General features: G+C 41.3%; 10 protein-coding genes and 2 tRNA genes. 9 read left to right on the top strand and 3 right to left on the bottom strand.

What is annotated here, in order from left to right; genetic code table 11:
* Positions 1 to 351: 351 nt before the first annotated feature.
* The 3 genes from ABWH99_RS23700 to ABWH99_RS23690 form a co-directional block, all read right to left on the bottom strand.
* A complete protein-coding gene (locus tag ABWH99_RS23700; protein WP_375584240.1) occupies positions 352 to 1,137 on the bottom strand; it encodes a hypothetical protein in 786 nt (261 codons plus the stop codon).
* Positions 1,138 to 2,125: 988 nt separating this feature from the next.
* A complete protein-coding gene (locus ABWH99_RS23695) occupies positions 2,126 to 2,383 on the bottom strand; it encodes a GIY-YIG nuclease family protein (RefSeq protein WP_375586617.1) in 258 nt (85 codons plus the stop codon).
* Between the two features lie 59 nt (positions 2,384 to 2,442).
* Positions 2,443 to 2,516, bottom strand: a tRNA-Pro gene (locus ABWH99_RS23690).
* A 920-nt stretch (positions 2,517 to 3,436) separates the two neighbouring features.
* Between ABWH99_RS23690 and ABWH99_RS23685 the strand changes: the two genes are divergently transcribed.
* From ABWH99_RS23685 to ABWH99_RS23645, 9 genes are all read left to right on the top strand, one after another.
* A tRNA-Asn gene (locus ABWH99_RS23685) sits at positions 3,437 to 3,510 on the top strand.
* Between the two features lie 425 nt (positions 3,511 to 3,935).
* Entirely contained in the window at positions 3,936 to 4,580 is a 645-nt protein-coding gene (locus ABWH99_RS23680) for a hypothetical protein (RefSeq protein ID WP_375584239.1), read from the top strand.
* 305 nt (positions 4,581 to 4,885) lie between these two features.
* A complete protein-coding gene (locus ABWH99_RS23675; RefSeq protein ID WP_375584238.1) occupies positions 4,886 to 5,410 on the top strand; it encodes a hypothetical protein in 525 nt (174 codons plus the stop codon).
* 269 nt (positions 5,411 to 5,679) lie between these two features.
* Complete coding sequence (locus ABWH99_RS23670) at positions 5,680 to 6,486, top strand: hypothetical protein (protein ID WP_375584237.1); 807 nt, start codon at positions 5,680 to 5,682, stop codon at positions 6,484 to 6,486.
* A 441-nt stretch (positions 6,487 to 6,927) separates the two neighbouring features.
* A complete protein-coding gene (locus ABWH99_RS23665) occupies positions 6,928 to 8,496 on the top strand; it encodes an N-6 DNA methylase (protein WP_375584236.1) in 1,569 nt (522 codons plus the stop codon).
* The gene (locus ABWH99_RS23660; RefSeq protein WP_375584235.1) at positions 8,480 to 9,778 is read left to right on the top strand and encodes a restriction endonuclease subunit S; all 1,299 of its coding nucleotides are present in this window, start codon (positions 8,480 to 8,482) and stop codon (positions 9,776 to 9,778) included. The genes ABWH99_RS23665 and ABWH99_RS23660 overlap by 17 nt, the downstream gene beginning before the upstream one ends.
* Positions 9,775 to 11,193, top strand: a complete 1,419-nt coding sequence (locus tag ABWH99_RS23655; protein ID WP_375584234.1) for an AAA family ATPase — start codon at positions 9,775 to 9,777, stop codon at positions 11,191 to 11,193. Before ABWH99_RS23660 ends, ABWH99_RS23655 begins: the two co-directional genes overlap by 4 nt.
* A 10-nt stretch (positions 11,194 to 11,203) precedes the next feature.
* Entirely contained in the window at positions 11,204 to 12,562 is a 1,359-nt protein-coding gene (locus ABWH99_RS23650) for a Fic family protein (RefSeq protein ID WP_375584233.1), read from the top strand.
* Complete coding sequence (locus tag ABWH99_RS23645) at positions 12,559 to 15,774, top strand: type I restriction endonuclease subunit R (protein WP_375584232.1); 3,216 nt, start codon at positions 12,559 to 12,561, stop codon at positions 15,772 to 15,774. Before ABWH99_RS23650 ends, ABWH99_RS23645 begins: the two co-directional genes overlap by 4 nt.
* Positions 15,775 to 16,011: the final 237 nt, after the last annotated feature.

Here is a 16,011-nt window from a genome sequence, read left to right as displayed (position 1 = left end):
TTTTCTGCAAAGGGAGGAAGGATCCGATTTTTTCGGGTTCCCCTTTGCAATGCGTGTTCCGTAGACGGGGAACGTTCCAACGACCCTCAGCCTGGAGCGGCAAGCAATGGTTCCTGGTCATACTTGGGTTTTCTGACGAATTGCCGCTCAAACCTATACCTGTACCGTTTAAAACTAAACAATAAAATCGAGTTAAAAAAAATGATTTTTGTCACGGCAAAAGAGCGTTTTACCACTCGAATAAGCAAAAAGAGAGGGGTCAAAAATGGATGTAGCTGGGGCCAAGGCATTCCCGGGAAAGTAGGGCTGTTTCCATGGATCTTTTTTATCCGGAGAAAAGGGCCCGATTCGCTATTGAAGCAATCGGATAAAGTGGTACAATCCGTGCAGGTGGTCGATGTGGTCGGGGGCGGTATTTCCGGCAAAGGCCAGAATTTTGAGTTTTCCTTCCGCTGATTCGCTTACTTGCTGCATGCCTAGCGGACCTTCTTTCAGAACAGGCTTGCGCGAGATACCCGAAGCCGCCAATAGATAATCTGCGCTTTCGGTAGTGCTTACGAAGGTACCGGGAAAAATACTGCTATGGGTGAATACAAAGGCTTTTTTTCCGGATACCGCATCGGTCGCCAGTTTTTCAAAGGCGGCCAGATCTTCCTCTTGGATGCGACCGCCCATGGAAAGCGGTGTGCGGGCCGGAATGTAACCGGCATGAAGACCGTCCAATAGGAGAACGCCATCGATGATGTCGTAGTTGCTTGTTTTTAGAATGGCCCGAATGGCACCGTACCCAGCACTAAAGCCGGAAAGGTACAGTTTGCGAATGCCTGGCGATAGGTGCTGCCGGACTGCCTGAAGCAGGGAGTCAAAACGTCCCGCTTCGATCAGCGGTGTTCCGTAGGCACTTGAACCGTTTCCCAGGTTTACCGCCACGGCTGCCCAACCTTCGTTTTCTGCCAGCGCATGGGCTACGACGTTTTCGCTTCCATGAAAATGAATGAGCAGATTGACCGAATCCAGGGCAGGATCTTTCTGTGTCAAAAGCAGGGGGTCTTTGTCGAAAATACCCGTCAGGGGGACTCTATTCCCATCAAAGCCCGAACCATCCACCCGCTCGTGTGGGCGGATGTGTTCTTCCATCGGGGAAGGGTTTTGGGAAAGCAAACCGGTTGGTTTGTTGGTTTTACAGGCCAAACAGAGGGTTAGCCCGAGAAGCAAGAGGGATCGATGCATGGTCGTTGTTGCTGTACATGTCCCGGCAAAATAGCGAATAAACCCACCCGCTTTGCAAAGCAGGTGGGTTTTATTCAAGGGATTTGCAGGGTTCTATTTTATTTTGCCCCTGTAGTCTTTCTGATATTTCTTTAACAGTAGTCGGGTTAATACCGATACCATGCTGGCCTGTAGGATGCACAAATAAAATTCAAGTTGTGAATAATCAAACGTGCCGAATGGCATCAGCCACATAAACAACAGCGACATCCAAACAATATCAAAAGGAAGGCTGAATAGTATTTTCGTTATCGCGCTCATTGTTCATTTAGTTTACCTAAAACAATCTCCCAAAAGTTCGGCCTGCCCACAATGAACGGGTGCCGAGATAGGAACTTTACTTTGTCTAATCCATGTAGTCCTTTTGGTATCTTTTTAGAAAGAACTTGATGCTAAATTCCAGACAAACTGCAAGTACAATGCTACCATAGAATCCAAATTGAGTGATTCTGAACGTACCAAAAGGCATGAGCCACATGAACAAAATGCTCATTGAAACTATTCCAACCCAATGTTTTGACAAAAACTTCAACATTTTTTTCAAGTTGTTTAAGTTAGCGGAAACAGGAATGTTAGCTCAATTCTGTCTGGCTCTCCTTTGAAAGCTAGACCACTTGCCGGTAGCACGTTCCAGACACAAAACAGTTGAAAGCTGTTTCAAAAATTTGTTACCAGCCTTGATTTCGGGTAATTTTTTCCCCAATACCGCCCGGAAGCAACTACGAAAGTATCAAAACTCACCAAATCGCTCTATGATACAATCGAATTCAGTTTTAGGATAGCGCGACGGATCTATTATTTGGTGGGTTGCCCTGACTTGGGTCAGGTTCCGCTCTATTTAAACCGACGACGCGGGTCAGGATACGCTACCGGAATCGTCTGGCCTGTCGGACGTGTCAATTCGTTGTAAATCCCGCCTGCTGCCCATGTTTTTTATCTGTTTTTCTTTGGCTACTGCCGCTAGCCGATCGGCAACTTTTTCCAAATGGATCAGTACCCAAGGTATACCTGCTTTGGTGGACTTGTTCCGGCCGGAGTTATGACGCTGAAGGCGCGATTCAAGGTCCTGGGTCTGGCCTACGGCTAAGCGGTTTAGGCAAGGGGAATATAGTATTTATACAAAGAAATTCAAAAAAAAAGCCAGGCTGGAATCCCAGCCTGGCCTAACTCTCGTCGGGGTGGCGGGATTTGAACCCACGACCCCTTGCACCCCATGCAAGTACGCTACCGGACTGCGCTACACCCCGAGATTTATTAATTACTAATCACTATTTCAATTTAGTCAGGGTTTTGAACCCACGACCCTCCCGACCTCAGTCGGGATACGCTACCGGACTGCGCTACACCCCAAGATCTATTAATTACTATTCATTATTTCAAACTAGTCAGGGATTTGAACCCAGGACCCTCCCGACCTCAATCGGGATACGCTACCGGACTGCGCTACACCCCGAGATCTATTAATTACTAGTCATTATTTCAAACTAGTCAGGGATTTGAATCCACGACCCTCCCGACCTCAGTCGGGATACGCTACCGGACTGCGCTACACCCCGAGATTTATTAATTATTATTCATTATTTCAATCTAGTCAGGGATTTGTAACCACGACCCTCCCGACCTCAGTCGGGATACGCTACCGGACTGCGCTACACCCCGAGATTTATTAATTACTATTCATTATTTCAAACTAGTCAGGGATTCGAACCCAAGACCCTCCCGACCTCAGTCGGGATACGCTACCGGACTGCGCTACACCCCGAGATCTATTAATTACTAATCACTTTCACTCGTCAGGATTAGCAGCCCGGAACCTCCTGGAATTCGGAACGGGCTACTTATCCGCACAATACCCCCGACAGCCGAACGGAAACGTTTCCGAACAGCCGTCACCATTCGTTCTCCTAATGGAAGGGCAAATTTATACTTTTTTCATGTAAAAAAAAGGGCATGCTTAAAAAATCCTGCGAAAGACACTTGGGGTGCAAAGCCGAACAAAAAACAGAAACGAAACGCTCCCCTTTTGTAAATTAACTCGCTGATACTGAAAGCTAAGTTTGGGTTGGCGGAAAATTCACGAAAAATCCGTGCACCCATATTTGGAAAAAAATAAGTAAGCTGTTATGTTTGCGTCTCGTTTATGGAAAAGCCCTAAAACGACAACTATTCCTCCTTAGCTCAGTTGGTTAGAGCATCTGACTGTTAATCAGAGGGTCCTTGGTTCGAGCCCAAGAGGAGGAGCAGAAGCAACTGATAGTCAATAAGTTAGGTAAAATGTTGGCCAAAATGTTGTACGGGTAAATGATTGATTTTTTTATTACCTGCCTTCATTTTAAAAGCTAAAGAGAGCTACAGATTAAATTCTGTGGCTTTTTTTTTGCCTTGCCCCGCATTCAATCAAGCCATGAAAGTCCTAGGAGTTAAGAACGGGATAATATACTCTGGAATAGTATTGCCACCCATTTACTTGAAGCCGGAATAGATTTGATGAACATTCAAGTGGTGAACGGGAATTCTCCCGCCTAAGCCAAGGAAAAAATGCATAAGTGCCAACATATTCTTTCAAAAGCATAAAAAACCTGGTAGATTGGAGTACAGTTGAATGGCAAATAATGCGTTCTGGGCGCTTCTGGAACTCACTAAATATGAAAAGGTAGATAATAGATATGCTGAACATTCCTTTATACCGTGGAGATAGTGACAAATATTCAACTCGTAATTTAAGAACTACTGCCCCTCATGGGTATTTAATGACAAATCTCAACAAAGGCGGAGAAGGCCGAATAATTGACGAAAAACCACTTATTGATTTAATTAATCGTCATGTTGATGAAGGCTGGAATACTACTCACTTCTTATCATTTTCAGAAGATGAAAATACAGCATTTAGATTTGGCATGCATACCCAGCTAAATCAAGTGATCGAGAAACGGCAGAATTATGTGGAGGTATCTTGGGATAATGGCTGGGAATTTGTGATAACTAGAATTAACACCATCAATTTGGAAGCGAAGGAATTATCACCTGGTGTTTATGAAGGGAAATATAAAACAACCAACCCTCTCTACGCGAAAGTATTACCAATCAGCAGGTTAATAATTATCGATGTAGCTAAATTCCTTCTTGGCTTAACTGGATTTGATAAATCAAAGCTAAACTCATCAACCGACAAAGAATGGCTTATTCTTCCAGCGAATCCTATAAAATTCGTAAATCGAATAGAATATTCTTCTATATTGGATGGGGGATGTATTGATGAAATAAGGTTTTATGCCAGTATCGAGAACGTCCTAAACACTAGCTATGAATGAATTGGGTTTTATCAGTCAGAAAATTAAGGTGATACTTGGAAACTCAACCACTATTTGTAAATTTATTAGTTGTAGTGGCTGTGTGCAGATGTCTAGCATAGTGCTTTCTAAGTTCCACTCATCACAGCCTCTGCGTTGGGACACATAAATTACCACCATGCCAGAGTTTAAACCGTATGAAAGATCCATAGAAGCAAATTGGCTAATAGCTCAAATTAACCTTTTAATTCGTTCAGCCAAGAAATTTTCAGATTCAAGCTTAGTTATTTATGCAGCCCTTGAAACTCGAAACCTATTTGAACGACTTGAGTTCGAAACTTTTAGCAATTGCAGCTATTGGAACAGATACAGAGAAATTCTTGAATGGAATTAAAGGCAAAGCTGGAATCCAGCAGATGAACAAGAAATATAAAATACTGAAATATCGTTATCAATCATTCTCAAGTGCCGCTACTAAAGCGATTTTTGATGGCGGAACTCTCAACAAGTTTGACTATAAGAAATCGGAACAATACTGCACTGAGCTTTCGAATTATATTCATACGTATTCGCGAATGCCTGAAGACATGATATTCGGTAGTGACTTCATTAATTCGGGAATTGAACTTGTAGAAGACTGTGTAAAATACCTAATGACGGAGTTTTTTGAAACTATAGATGGCGGTTTAACATATGGAGTATTCGACTTTAACTCCCTTACGCCATCAGTGAGGCAAGAATTTGAAAACTGGCTGAACGGGGTTGATGATAATGAAGAAGGATTATTGAATCGGCTGATGGAGATTAATAACAGAGAAAACGGAGGTGTAAAAACCAGAATATCCTTTTAACGAAAAGTAAACGCCCCCTAGCATTGTGTATGGGCGCATGTGCGGACTGGGGAATTTACCAGCTTCGGTGGAACTCGGGGGTGATCCTACATATGAGATTCTTTTGTGACTTCTGGCAGGCTCAGTTCACAGGAGTTTTTATCTTTTGAATGCAGTGCTACTTGGATACCTTGGAAGTACCTGTAGATTTGACTATTATGCGCCTTTTAGCCAGTGGCGGGCACACGGCACCATACACGGACGTAGGAAAAAAATTTAAAAAAAACTAAATGACCCTGATAATTTCATGGATCGGAGTTGATAGAAAAAAAGATTATAAGGAGATCTCATCTATCTACATCGCCTCCGACAGCAGATATTCCTGGGGGAGCGCAAAAAAGTTTGACCAAGGAATAAAAGTTTTCGGTTCATCCAAATTTCCAGAAATTTTTGGGTTTTGTGGAGATGTATTGTTCCCCTCAATTATTCTCGGACAAATCATTCCACAAATTGATAATGGAATTTTATTTGGACCAAATGATGGGGCTGGAACAAAAAATCAAAGGGTATTTAACTATATCAGGTCTTCTTTGGATACATACCCAAAAGAATATTTGGTCAATGATGGTTTTACAATCCTTCATGCAACACGTGTAAATAAAGAATTCAATCTCTTTAAGACTACTTTTGGAAAAGAAAAAATTTTGAAAAATAAAGAGATTCAATTGCCAAAAATATCAACAACGATCTTCACTGGAGGATCAGGGGAGAAAGAATTCAATAGTCACTGGGAAGAGTGGAATAACCCCATGCACAACAATTACGGAACGAGTAGAGCAGTTTACCATTGTTTGTCTAAAACTCTTAAAGAAATTAAAGACCCTAGAACAGGTGGATTGCCCCAAATAGTTGGGCTGTATAAAGTAGGAAATATGAGGCTATTCGGAGTTGTTGAATATGAGAAAAAGTATGTTTATGGGAAAGAGCTTACCGAGAACATTTATTCAAAGAGTATCGAATGGAGAAACGGAAATTTTGAGAGAACGAGTCCAGAAAATTTAAAAAGATTAAAAGGTGCGCAGCAACAACCTATATAAAAAATCAAACTCTAGGTTGTCTCTAAAGTGTTTATTTTCAATTATTGGGAGATGACGATGATGGGTAATTTAATGATTATCTGCTGAATACTCAAGAGTTCATTGTGGTGTAATTCAGATAGCACATCCACAACTAAGTGGAAGGTCCCGGGGCAGATCCGGGCTTTTTTTAAGAAAAGTGCAACAAAATTTTAAAAATACGGGGCGGACCGTAAAATCGGAAATATTCCTTCTTTGTGGCCATATTTATTAGGGGGCTGTAGAGTAAAAACTACGAAAAGCCTCCCAGTTAATACCCCAGAGCGAATTACAACAGGCGAACAGTCCATTTGCTTGCCTTACCGCAAATAGTTGATTTTTCGCTAGCAAAAAAGCTTTTTTTTGTCCACACTTTACTAAAATGTTGGTAGTTTAGAAACGAATTAATGGAAACGACAATAAATGGCTAAAAACGCAAACAATAAAAAGACGAAATCAATAGAAGAAACACTTTGGGATTCAGCTAATAAACTAAGAGGGTCCGTAGAATCTTCGGAATACAAACATGTAGTCCTCGGGCTGATCTTCCTAAAGTTTGCCAGCGACAAGTTTGAAGAACGCAGAAAAGAACTCATCGATGAAGGGAAAGAAAAGTACCTAGAGATTAAAGAGTTCTACAATATGAAAAACGTCTTCTTTCTGCCGGAAGAATCCCGTTGGTCGTTTATTATTAAAAATGCCAAGCAAAGCGATATAGCCCTGAAAATTGATACGGCACTGCATACGGTGGAGAAGAATAATCCTGCCTTGAAAGGTGCTTTGCCGGACAATTACTTTTCCCGGCTTAATCTCGATTCCAGTAAACTGGCAGCCCTACTCGATACCATTAATAATATCGATACCATCAAAGATAAACAAACCGATATTGTAGGTAGAGTGTATGAATACTTCCTCAGCAAGTTCGCCCTGGCGGAAGGCAAAGGCAAAGGTGAATTCTATACCCCCAAAAGCATTGTGAACCTGATTGCCGAAATGATAGAACCCTACAAGGGGGTGATCTATGATCCGGCCTGTGGTTCCGGGGGTATGTTTGTGCAATCTGTTAAATTCATAGAAAGCCACCACGGCAACAAAAAAGAAGTTTCTATTTACGGCCAGGAATATACGGCTACCACCTACAAGCTGGCAAAGATGAACCTGGCTATCCGCGGTATTTCCGCCAATCTCGGTGATATCCCCGCCAATACCTTTTCCCGGGACCAGCATCCGGATTTAAAAGCTGATTTTATTATGGCCAACCCCCCTTTTAACCAGAAGGACTGGCGGGCAGCCGATGAGCTGACGGATGATCCCCGCTGGAATGGCTATGAGGTACCACCCAAGAGCAACGCCAATTACGCCTGGATACTCAACATGGTGTCAAAACTTTCTGAAAATGGTGTCGCCGGGTTTATCCTGGCCAATGGGGCATTATCAGGGGGCGGCGAAGAATACAAAATTCGGAAAAAACTGATTGAAAATGACATGGTAGAGGCAATAGTGATTTTGCCGCAGAATATGTTCTATACCACCAATATCAGCGTAACCTTATGGATCCTGAACAAGAACAAAAAGCAGCGCACACTGAAATTGCCCGACACCACCAGAAAATATCGTGACCGACAGCAGGAGATTTTATTTCTCGATTTACGGGAAATCGGAGTGCCCTTTGAGAAAAAATTTACGGCCTTTAGTGAACACCAGATCAAAGACATCGCCACAACCTACCACAGTTGGCAGCAGGAGGAGAGCGGATATGAAAACCAACCAGAATACTGTTATTCAGCCACATTAGAGGAGGTAAGGGCAAAGGATTATTCCCTGGTACCAAGCAAATACATTGAATTTGTAAACCGGGACGAGTACCTGGATTTTGATAAAAAAATGGCAGCTCTTCAAGGAGAGTTCTCCGAGTTATTGAAACAAGAAGAACAATCCAAAAAAGAATTGTTGAAAGTATTTAAAGAGCTGGGCTATGCAATCGAATTATAGAAGAATTGGCGATTACATAGACCTGGTCGATGAACGCAACAAAGATCTCTCCATTGATTTGTTACTTGGGTTGAGCATTTCAAAGGAGTTTATTCCGTCTGTTGCAAACATAGTTGGTACCAATATGGCCAACTATAAAATTATCCGGAAAGGCCAATTCGCCTGCAGTATCATGCAGGTACGAAGAGATAAGAAAATTCCGGTTGCGCTATTGGAAGACCATGAAATCGGTATTATTTCCCAAGCCTATCCTATTTTTAAAATTAAAGATGAATCCGAACTTCTTCCACAATATCTTATGATGTGGTTTTCCCGACCAGAGTTTGATAGGGAGGCGTGTTTTTATGCGGTGGGTGGAGTACGTGGTAGTTTGGAATGGGAAGATTTTTGCAATATGAAACTCCCTGTCCCGTCGATTGAAAAGCAGCGCGAAATGGTTGCCGAGTACAACACGGTAGTGAACCGTATCAAACTTAGCGAACAGCTTAACCAAAAACTGGAAGAAACGGCACAGGCGATTTATCGACGTTGGTTTGTTGAGTTCGAGTTTCCCATCTCCAAGGAACAGGCCGCAGAAATGGGTAAGCTGGAACTGGAAGGCAAACCCTATAAGTCTTCCGGTGGGAAGATGGCTTGGAATGAAGAGTTGGGGATGGAAGTTCCGGAGGGGTGGATAGTTTACAATCTTGGTGACAAATGTTCAAAAATTGGAAGTGGTTCAACTCCTAGAGGAGGTAGGGAAAGTTATAGGGAATCAGGTATTTCACTAATTAGAAGCATGAATATTCATGATTATAATTTTGAAGCTAAAGAATTGGCTTTTATTAGCTCTAAACAAGCTGCAAAACTTAAAAATGTTGAAGTGCTAGAAAATGATATCCTTTTCAATATTACCGGCGCGTCAGTGGCAAGATGTACAAAAGTGCCAACAAATGTTTTACCTGCAAGAGTGAATCAACATGTTGCAATAATCCGAACAAGAGATTTATGTTATTCAAATTATTTGATGAGTACTCTTTGTTCTGAAGAAAATAAGAGACGGCTTATTGGAATTAGTGATTCTGGATCAACGAGAGAAGCAATCACAAAAGATGACCTAGAGAAATTCAAAATTCCATTTCCTGATAAGACTGTCTGTATAGATTTTGATAATATTTTTAATAGCTTGTTTAAGCACAGAGAATCATTAACTAATGAATCTCAAGCATTAAGTATTTTTAATATGCTGCTTCTTTCAAAGATGACAAAAGCAGAGCTGGAAAAAGAAAGGGAGGTGATATGATAAAGTCAATTAATATATCAAACTACAAGTTGTTCCCACCCAACGAAATCTTTACGATTGATACCTTCAATATTCCTGATGGAAGGACAAATGGCTCTGGGCTCAGTATTTTTGTAGGTGAAAACGGTTGTGGAAAATCTACTTTGCTGGATGCGTTAACTTTGCCATATGTTTCTTTTAAGGCAGATTCATTTTCAATTAATGACATGAATGACCCAAAGAATGATTGTGAAATTGAGATTTTAACAAGTAAAGAATTCAATTATAAGTCCACTATCAAAGGTGAGTATAAAGGAAAAGGATTTTCCTTCAAAGGGGGGGTAAGAAAACAAGGGTCGAAGCAATTTCTTTCGTCTACAGCAGTTACGGATCAAAAGTTTATTAAAGCTGATGGTGAAACGAAACCTAAAGATAATTCTCCAGATTTAAGGCTGTCTGTTAGTAATCCGTGGGCCGGTCCAAGATTTAACGAAATTGAGTATTTAATACTAGATAGAAACAGGGTGTTCCAAACCAAAAAAGGAACATTTAATGAGACTAGATTCGATAAAATCATGGAGAACTTTAATTTTCAGTATCTCCAGAAAGATGACAATCCTTTTGACTGTAATGAAGGCATCAAAAATGTGAAAGAATTTACGAGCAAGGGGGTAGCTGAAGGTCTGACTGAGGCGGTAAATAAATTCTCGGAAATAAGTGACAATCAACTTAAATTGAAATTAATTGATAATTGGAAGCCGTTTACGAATGCATTTTTTGGAGCTGAAAGGGATAATTTGCAGACCATCCCATTGAATCAGCTTGGTTCCGGATACGAAATGATCTTTTCACTTTTATATTCCTATTACTTAACTAAGAAAGAGAATAAGAAATTAATTGTCTTAATTGATGAGCCAGAATTGCATCTACATCCAAAGCTTCAATCCGACTTTATTGATTTGTTACTTGAATTTTCAAGGGATGCCCAAATTGTTCTGACTACTCACTCGCCATTATTTGTTAAACAGGCGATGGTAAATGAGCAGGTTCTTGTTAAAGTTCTAACCAAGAATGATGTTTCAGTTCAGGTTGCTGCTCCTGAAACATCAGTTCTTGAATATACTTCTGCCAATGAAGTGAACTATGTAGCCTTTGGCCTTCCTACAGAAGAATACCATAATGAACTGTATGAGCATCTTTTTAAGAAATATGCAAGTTCTAACAAAATTAAACCATTTGATATAGAGTACTTTCAAAATAAGAAGGGGGAGACCAAAGAGCATCCTTGGTTAGGTTATCCAAATGAAGTTTCTATTCATACTTTTTTACGCAACCAAATACACCATAGAGCTGAGAATGGTCCTCCTGAAATCGGGAAATTGGAGCTATCGATTAAAAAAATGAGAGAGTTTATCCTTGAAGAGACTTTGAACTAAGTAATTTAGCATGCCCGAAACTAATCGCATAGAATTTAAAACCGAACTTACCAAAGACCTGGATCTGGAAAAAGAAGTGGTGGCCTTTCTGAATTACCGGGAAGGAGGTTTGATCTATATTGGCATCGATAAAACGGGAAAGGTATTGGGTATTTCGGATACCGATGGGGATGCCCTGAAAATCAAAGACCGCATCAAGAATAATATTGCTCCATCTGCCATGGGTTTATTTGACGTGGTGGCAGAAGAAAGTGAAGACAAGGAGATCCTCAAAGTCATAGTCGCCAGCGGTAGTGAAAAACCCTATTTCAAAAAGAAATACGGTATGACCGAAAAAGGCTGCTATATCAGGATTGGTACAGCAGCAGAGCCCATGCCCCAGGCCATGATCGATAAACTCTTTGCTTCACGCACCCGCAACTCTATCGGTAAGATTAAAGCCCACCGGCAAGATCTAAGCTTTGAGCAGTTGCGCATCTACTATGAGGAGAGAAAAAAGCCGCTCAACAAGCAGTTTAAAAAGAACCTGGAACTGCTCACCGAAGATGGCTCGATCAACTATGCCGGTTATTTACTGGCAGATGAAAACAATTTATCCATCAAGATAGCCAAATACAGCGGTGAAAACCGGGTGGACCTGATAGAAAACAACGAATATGGCTACTGTTCGCTGATCAAGGCCACTAAAAGTGTACTCGACAAAATTGAGCTGGAAAACCGTACCGCTGCCACCATCACGGCTAAAGAACGAAAAGAACAGCGGCTATGGAATGCCATTGCTTTACGAGAAGCCATCATCAATGCCTTTGTCCACAACGATTACACCCGGGAAATTCCACCAAAATTTGAGATTTTTGCGGACCGGATTGAAATCACCTCTGCAGGCTCGCTACCGGAAGGTTTGAGCCGGGAAGAGTTCTTTGAAGGGTATTCTATCCCCCGCAATAAAGAGCTGATGCGCATTTATAAAGATTTGGAAATGGTGGAGCAATTGGGTTCAGGCATTCCACGGATTTTGGAGACATACGGAAAAGAGTGTTTTCACTTTTCTGAAAACTTTTTGCGAATGGTTTTCCCATGCCGGTCCGGGATGCGGGTTCCTGCGGGAAAGCCCCCCCAAGACACCCTCCAAGATACCCCCCAGGTCACCCCCCAGGTCGAAGGATTACTGGCAGTAATGGATAAAGACCTATCAAGGGTTGAAATTCAGGAAAAACTGGGATTATCTGATAAAAAGAACTTTAAAGAAAACTATTTGTCTCCGGCACTTGAAGATGAACTAATCGAAATGACTATACCGGAAAAGCCCAGCAGCAGACATCAAAAATACCGGTTAACCCAAAAAGGAAAAGCACTATTGAGCCAATGAAATTTACGGAGGAAAAACTAGAACAGGTATTTATTGAACTGCTAAGCCAGCAGGATATTCCCCATGTGCACGGATCAACAGTTAAACGTAGTCCAGATGAAGTGCTCATTGAAGAGGATCTAAAAACCTTTCTGTTTTCAAAGTATGAAAAAGAAAAACTCACCGAAAATGAAGCCGATCAAATTGTCCGCCAGCTAAAAAGCTATCCGGCTTCCGATTTGTACGAGAGCAACAAAGTGATCATGAAGTTACTTTCGGACGGATTTATCCTAAAGCGTGAAGACCGTTCTCAAAAAGACCTCTATATCCAGCTCATCGATTATAGCGGATTGGCGGCTTTCAGAAATCCTGATGCTGAGCAACTACCCTATATAATAGGGGCAGATCCTGAACCGTATAGTAATGCACACAACATTTACAAGTTCGTCAATCAATTTGAAATCGTTGGATTTGAAAAACGCATACCGGACGGTATTCTGTATATCAATGGACTGCCGCTTGTGGTTTTTGAATTCAAAACGGCTATTCGTGAGAATTGTACCATTTATGATGCCTATATTCAGCTTACAACCCGATACAAAAGAGATATTCCTGAACTATTTAAATACAATGCTTTTTGCGTCATCAGTGATGGCGTAAACAGCAAAGCAGGCTCGTTTTTCGCTCCTTACGAATTTTTCTATGCCTGGCGTAAAATTGAAGGCATGGCAAAGGAAGTGGATGGAATTGATTCCATGTATACCTTGGTTCAGGGTATGTTTGACAAAAATCGCCTGAGAGACATCATTCGAAATTTTATCTATCTGCCCGATTCATCCAAAAAGGATGAAAAGATACTTTGCAGGTATCCGCAATACTATGGAGCAAACAAGCTCTTTCAAAGCATCATTGAACACCAAAAACCGGAAGGTGACGGAAAAGGAGGAACTTATTTTGGGGCTACCGGTTGCGGAAAGAGTTTTACCATGCTCTTTTTGACCCGTCTTTTGATGCGCAGCAAATTATTTTCCAGCCCTACCATCGTTTTAATTACAGACCGGACCGATTTAGACGATCAACTGGCAGGACAATTCACCAACGCTAAAGAGTACATTGGGGATAACAATGTCATCAGTGTAGAAAGCAGAGCGGAATTGCGTGAAAGATTACAGGGCATACAAAGTGGTGGTGTTTACCTTACAACCATTCACAAATTCACTGAAGATACGGAACTACTTACCGATCGATCTAATGTCATTTGCATATCGGATGAAGCCCACAGAAGCCAAACCAACCTTGACCAGAAAGTAAAAACCACGTCAAAAGGGGTTTCAAAGACCTATGGTTTTGCCAAATACCTTCACGATTCTTTGCCTAATGCTACTTATGTTGGTTTTACCGGAACTCCGGTTGACGCAACGCTGGATGTGTTCGGGGAAATTGTTGATGCCTATACCATGACCGAATCTGTAAAAGATGAAATTACGGTTCGCATCGTCTATGAAGGCAGAGCGGCTAAAGTAATATTGAATAACAGTGAACTGCAAAGAATTGAGGAGTATTACAACCAATGCGCCGAAGCAGGAACCAATGACTACCAGATAGAAGAAAGTAAAAAAGCCGTCACCAACATGAATGTGATATTGGGCGATCCGGACAGGTTAAAAGCATTGGCAGAAGATTTTGTAAAGCACTATGAAACCAGGGTAAATGAAGGCGCAACCGTAAAAGGCAAAGCCATGTTTGTTTGCAGTAGCCGCCCGATTGCATATGGATTTTATAAAAATGTTATCGCTTTGCGTCCTGAATGGGCAGAAATAATGGCAGCAGAACCGGGGTCTGAACTTACCGAAAAGGAAAAACGCGAAATCAAGCCGATGGAGCGCATTAAGATGGTAATGACCCGAGGCAAGGATGACTTGGAAGCCATGTATAATTTACTCGGCACAAAAGAATACCGCAAGGAACTGGACCGCCAATTCAAGAACGCCAAATCAAATTTCAAAATAGCCATTGTGGTGGATATGTGGCTTACTGGCTTTGACGTTCCCTTCCTGGACACCATATACATAGATAAGCCCATTCAACGGCATAACCTGATACAGACGATTTCGCGAGTAAACCGAAAGTTTGAAGGGAAAGAAAAAGGTCTGGTCGTAGATTACATCGGCATCAAAAAGCAAATGAACATGGCCCTTGCCCACTACAACAAAGCTGATAGCCAAAATTTTGAAGATATTGAACAGTCAGTAGTGGTTGTAAAAGACCATTTAGACCTTTTAGCCAAAATTTTTCACAAGTTTGAAAGTAGCAAGTATTTTAAAGGAAGTCCGGTAGAGCAATTAAATACGCTGAACATGGCTGCTGAATTTGTTCAGGTGACACAAGATTTGGAAAAACGATTTATGTTTCTTGTAAAGCGGATGAAAGCAGCATATGACATCTGCGCTGGTAGCGACAAATTGAATCAGGCGGAAAGAGATTGGATCCATTTTTACCTGGCCGTTCGCTCCATCGTTTTCAAACTAACAAAAGGTACAGCACCCGATACCGCTCAAATGAACGCTAAAGTGCGAGAAATGATCAAAGAAGCATTAAGCAGTGATGGGGTGGAGGAAATTTTCAAACTGAATGATGATAAAAATGCTGAAACTAATATTTTTGATGATGATTATTTAGCTAAGATTGAAAAAATCAAACTACCTAACACCAAAATCAAACTTCTCCAACAGCTACTTGCGAAAGCCATTGAAGACTTTAAAAAGGTGAACCGCATTCAGGGCATTGACTTCTCCAAGAAAATGCAAAGTCTTGTGGAGAAGTACAACGAACGAAAAGAAGGTGACGTGCTGAGAAGTGAAGTACTCGAAGACTTCACAGATGAAATCATTGATCTTTACCATGCCTTAAAAAAGGAAAAAGAATCCTTCAACGACCTCGGAATTGATTTTGAAGAAAAGGCGTTTTACGATATCCTTAAGGCCTTAACTGTCAAGTATGACTTCATCTACCCTAACGACAAATTGATCCATTTGGCTCAGCATGTAAAGGAGGTTGTTGATGACAAAGCCAAGTACACCGACTGGAGTAAAAGAAGTGATATTAAAGCGGAGTTGAAAGCTGACTTAATCATTTTATTGGCTGAAAATGACTACCCCCCAATAGATAGGGATGAGGTTTATAAGGAAATTTTTGAACAAGCAGAGAACTTTAAAAAATACCAACAGTCGTAAAAACCAAACACGGTTCCGCACCATTCAATACCTAACATCGCAAAGCTTGGGAGATCACCTTTACCTTGGATTGGTTCGAGCCCAAGAGGAGGAGCTTTATACAGCCTCATTTCGTAAGAAATGAGGCTTTTTGTTTTTGATGCCCGTTATTTTTCTGATTGTACCTTTGATAAGCCAAAGGAATTCCAAAATAGGCTACAGCTGTTGGCAGCATTCCCAAAACCCCATTCATTTTTA

It is taken from the genome of Cyclobacterium xiamenense, assembly GCF_042140265.1.
Classification (GTDB): Bacteria; Bacteroidota; Bacteroidia; order Cytophagales; family Cyclobacteriaceae; genus Cyclobacterium; species Cyclobacterium xiamenense_A.
The sequence above is the reverse complement of the archived record's forward strand: the minus strand, read 5'-3'. Positions and strand labels throughout refer to the sequence as shown.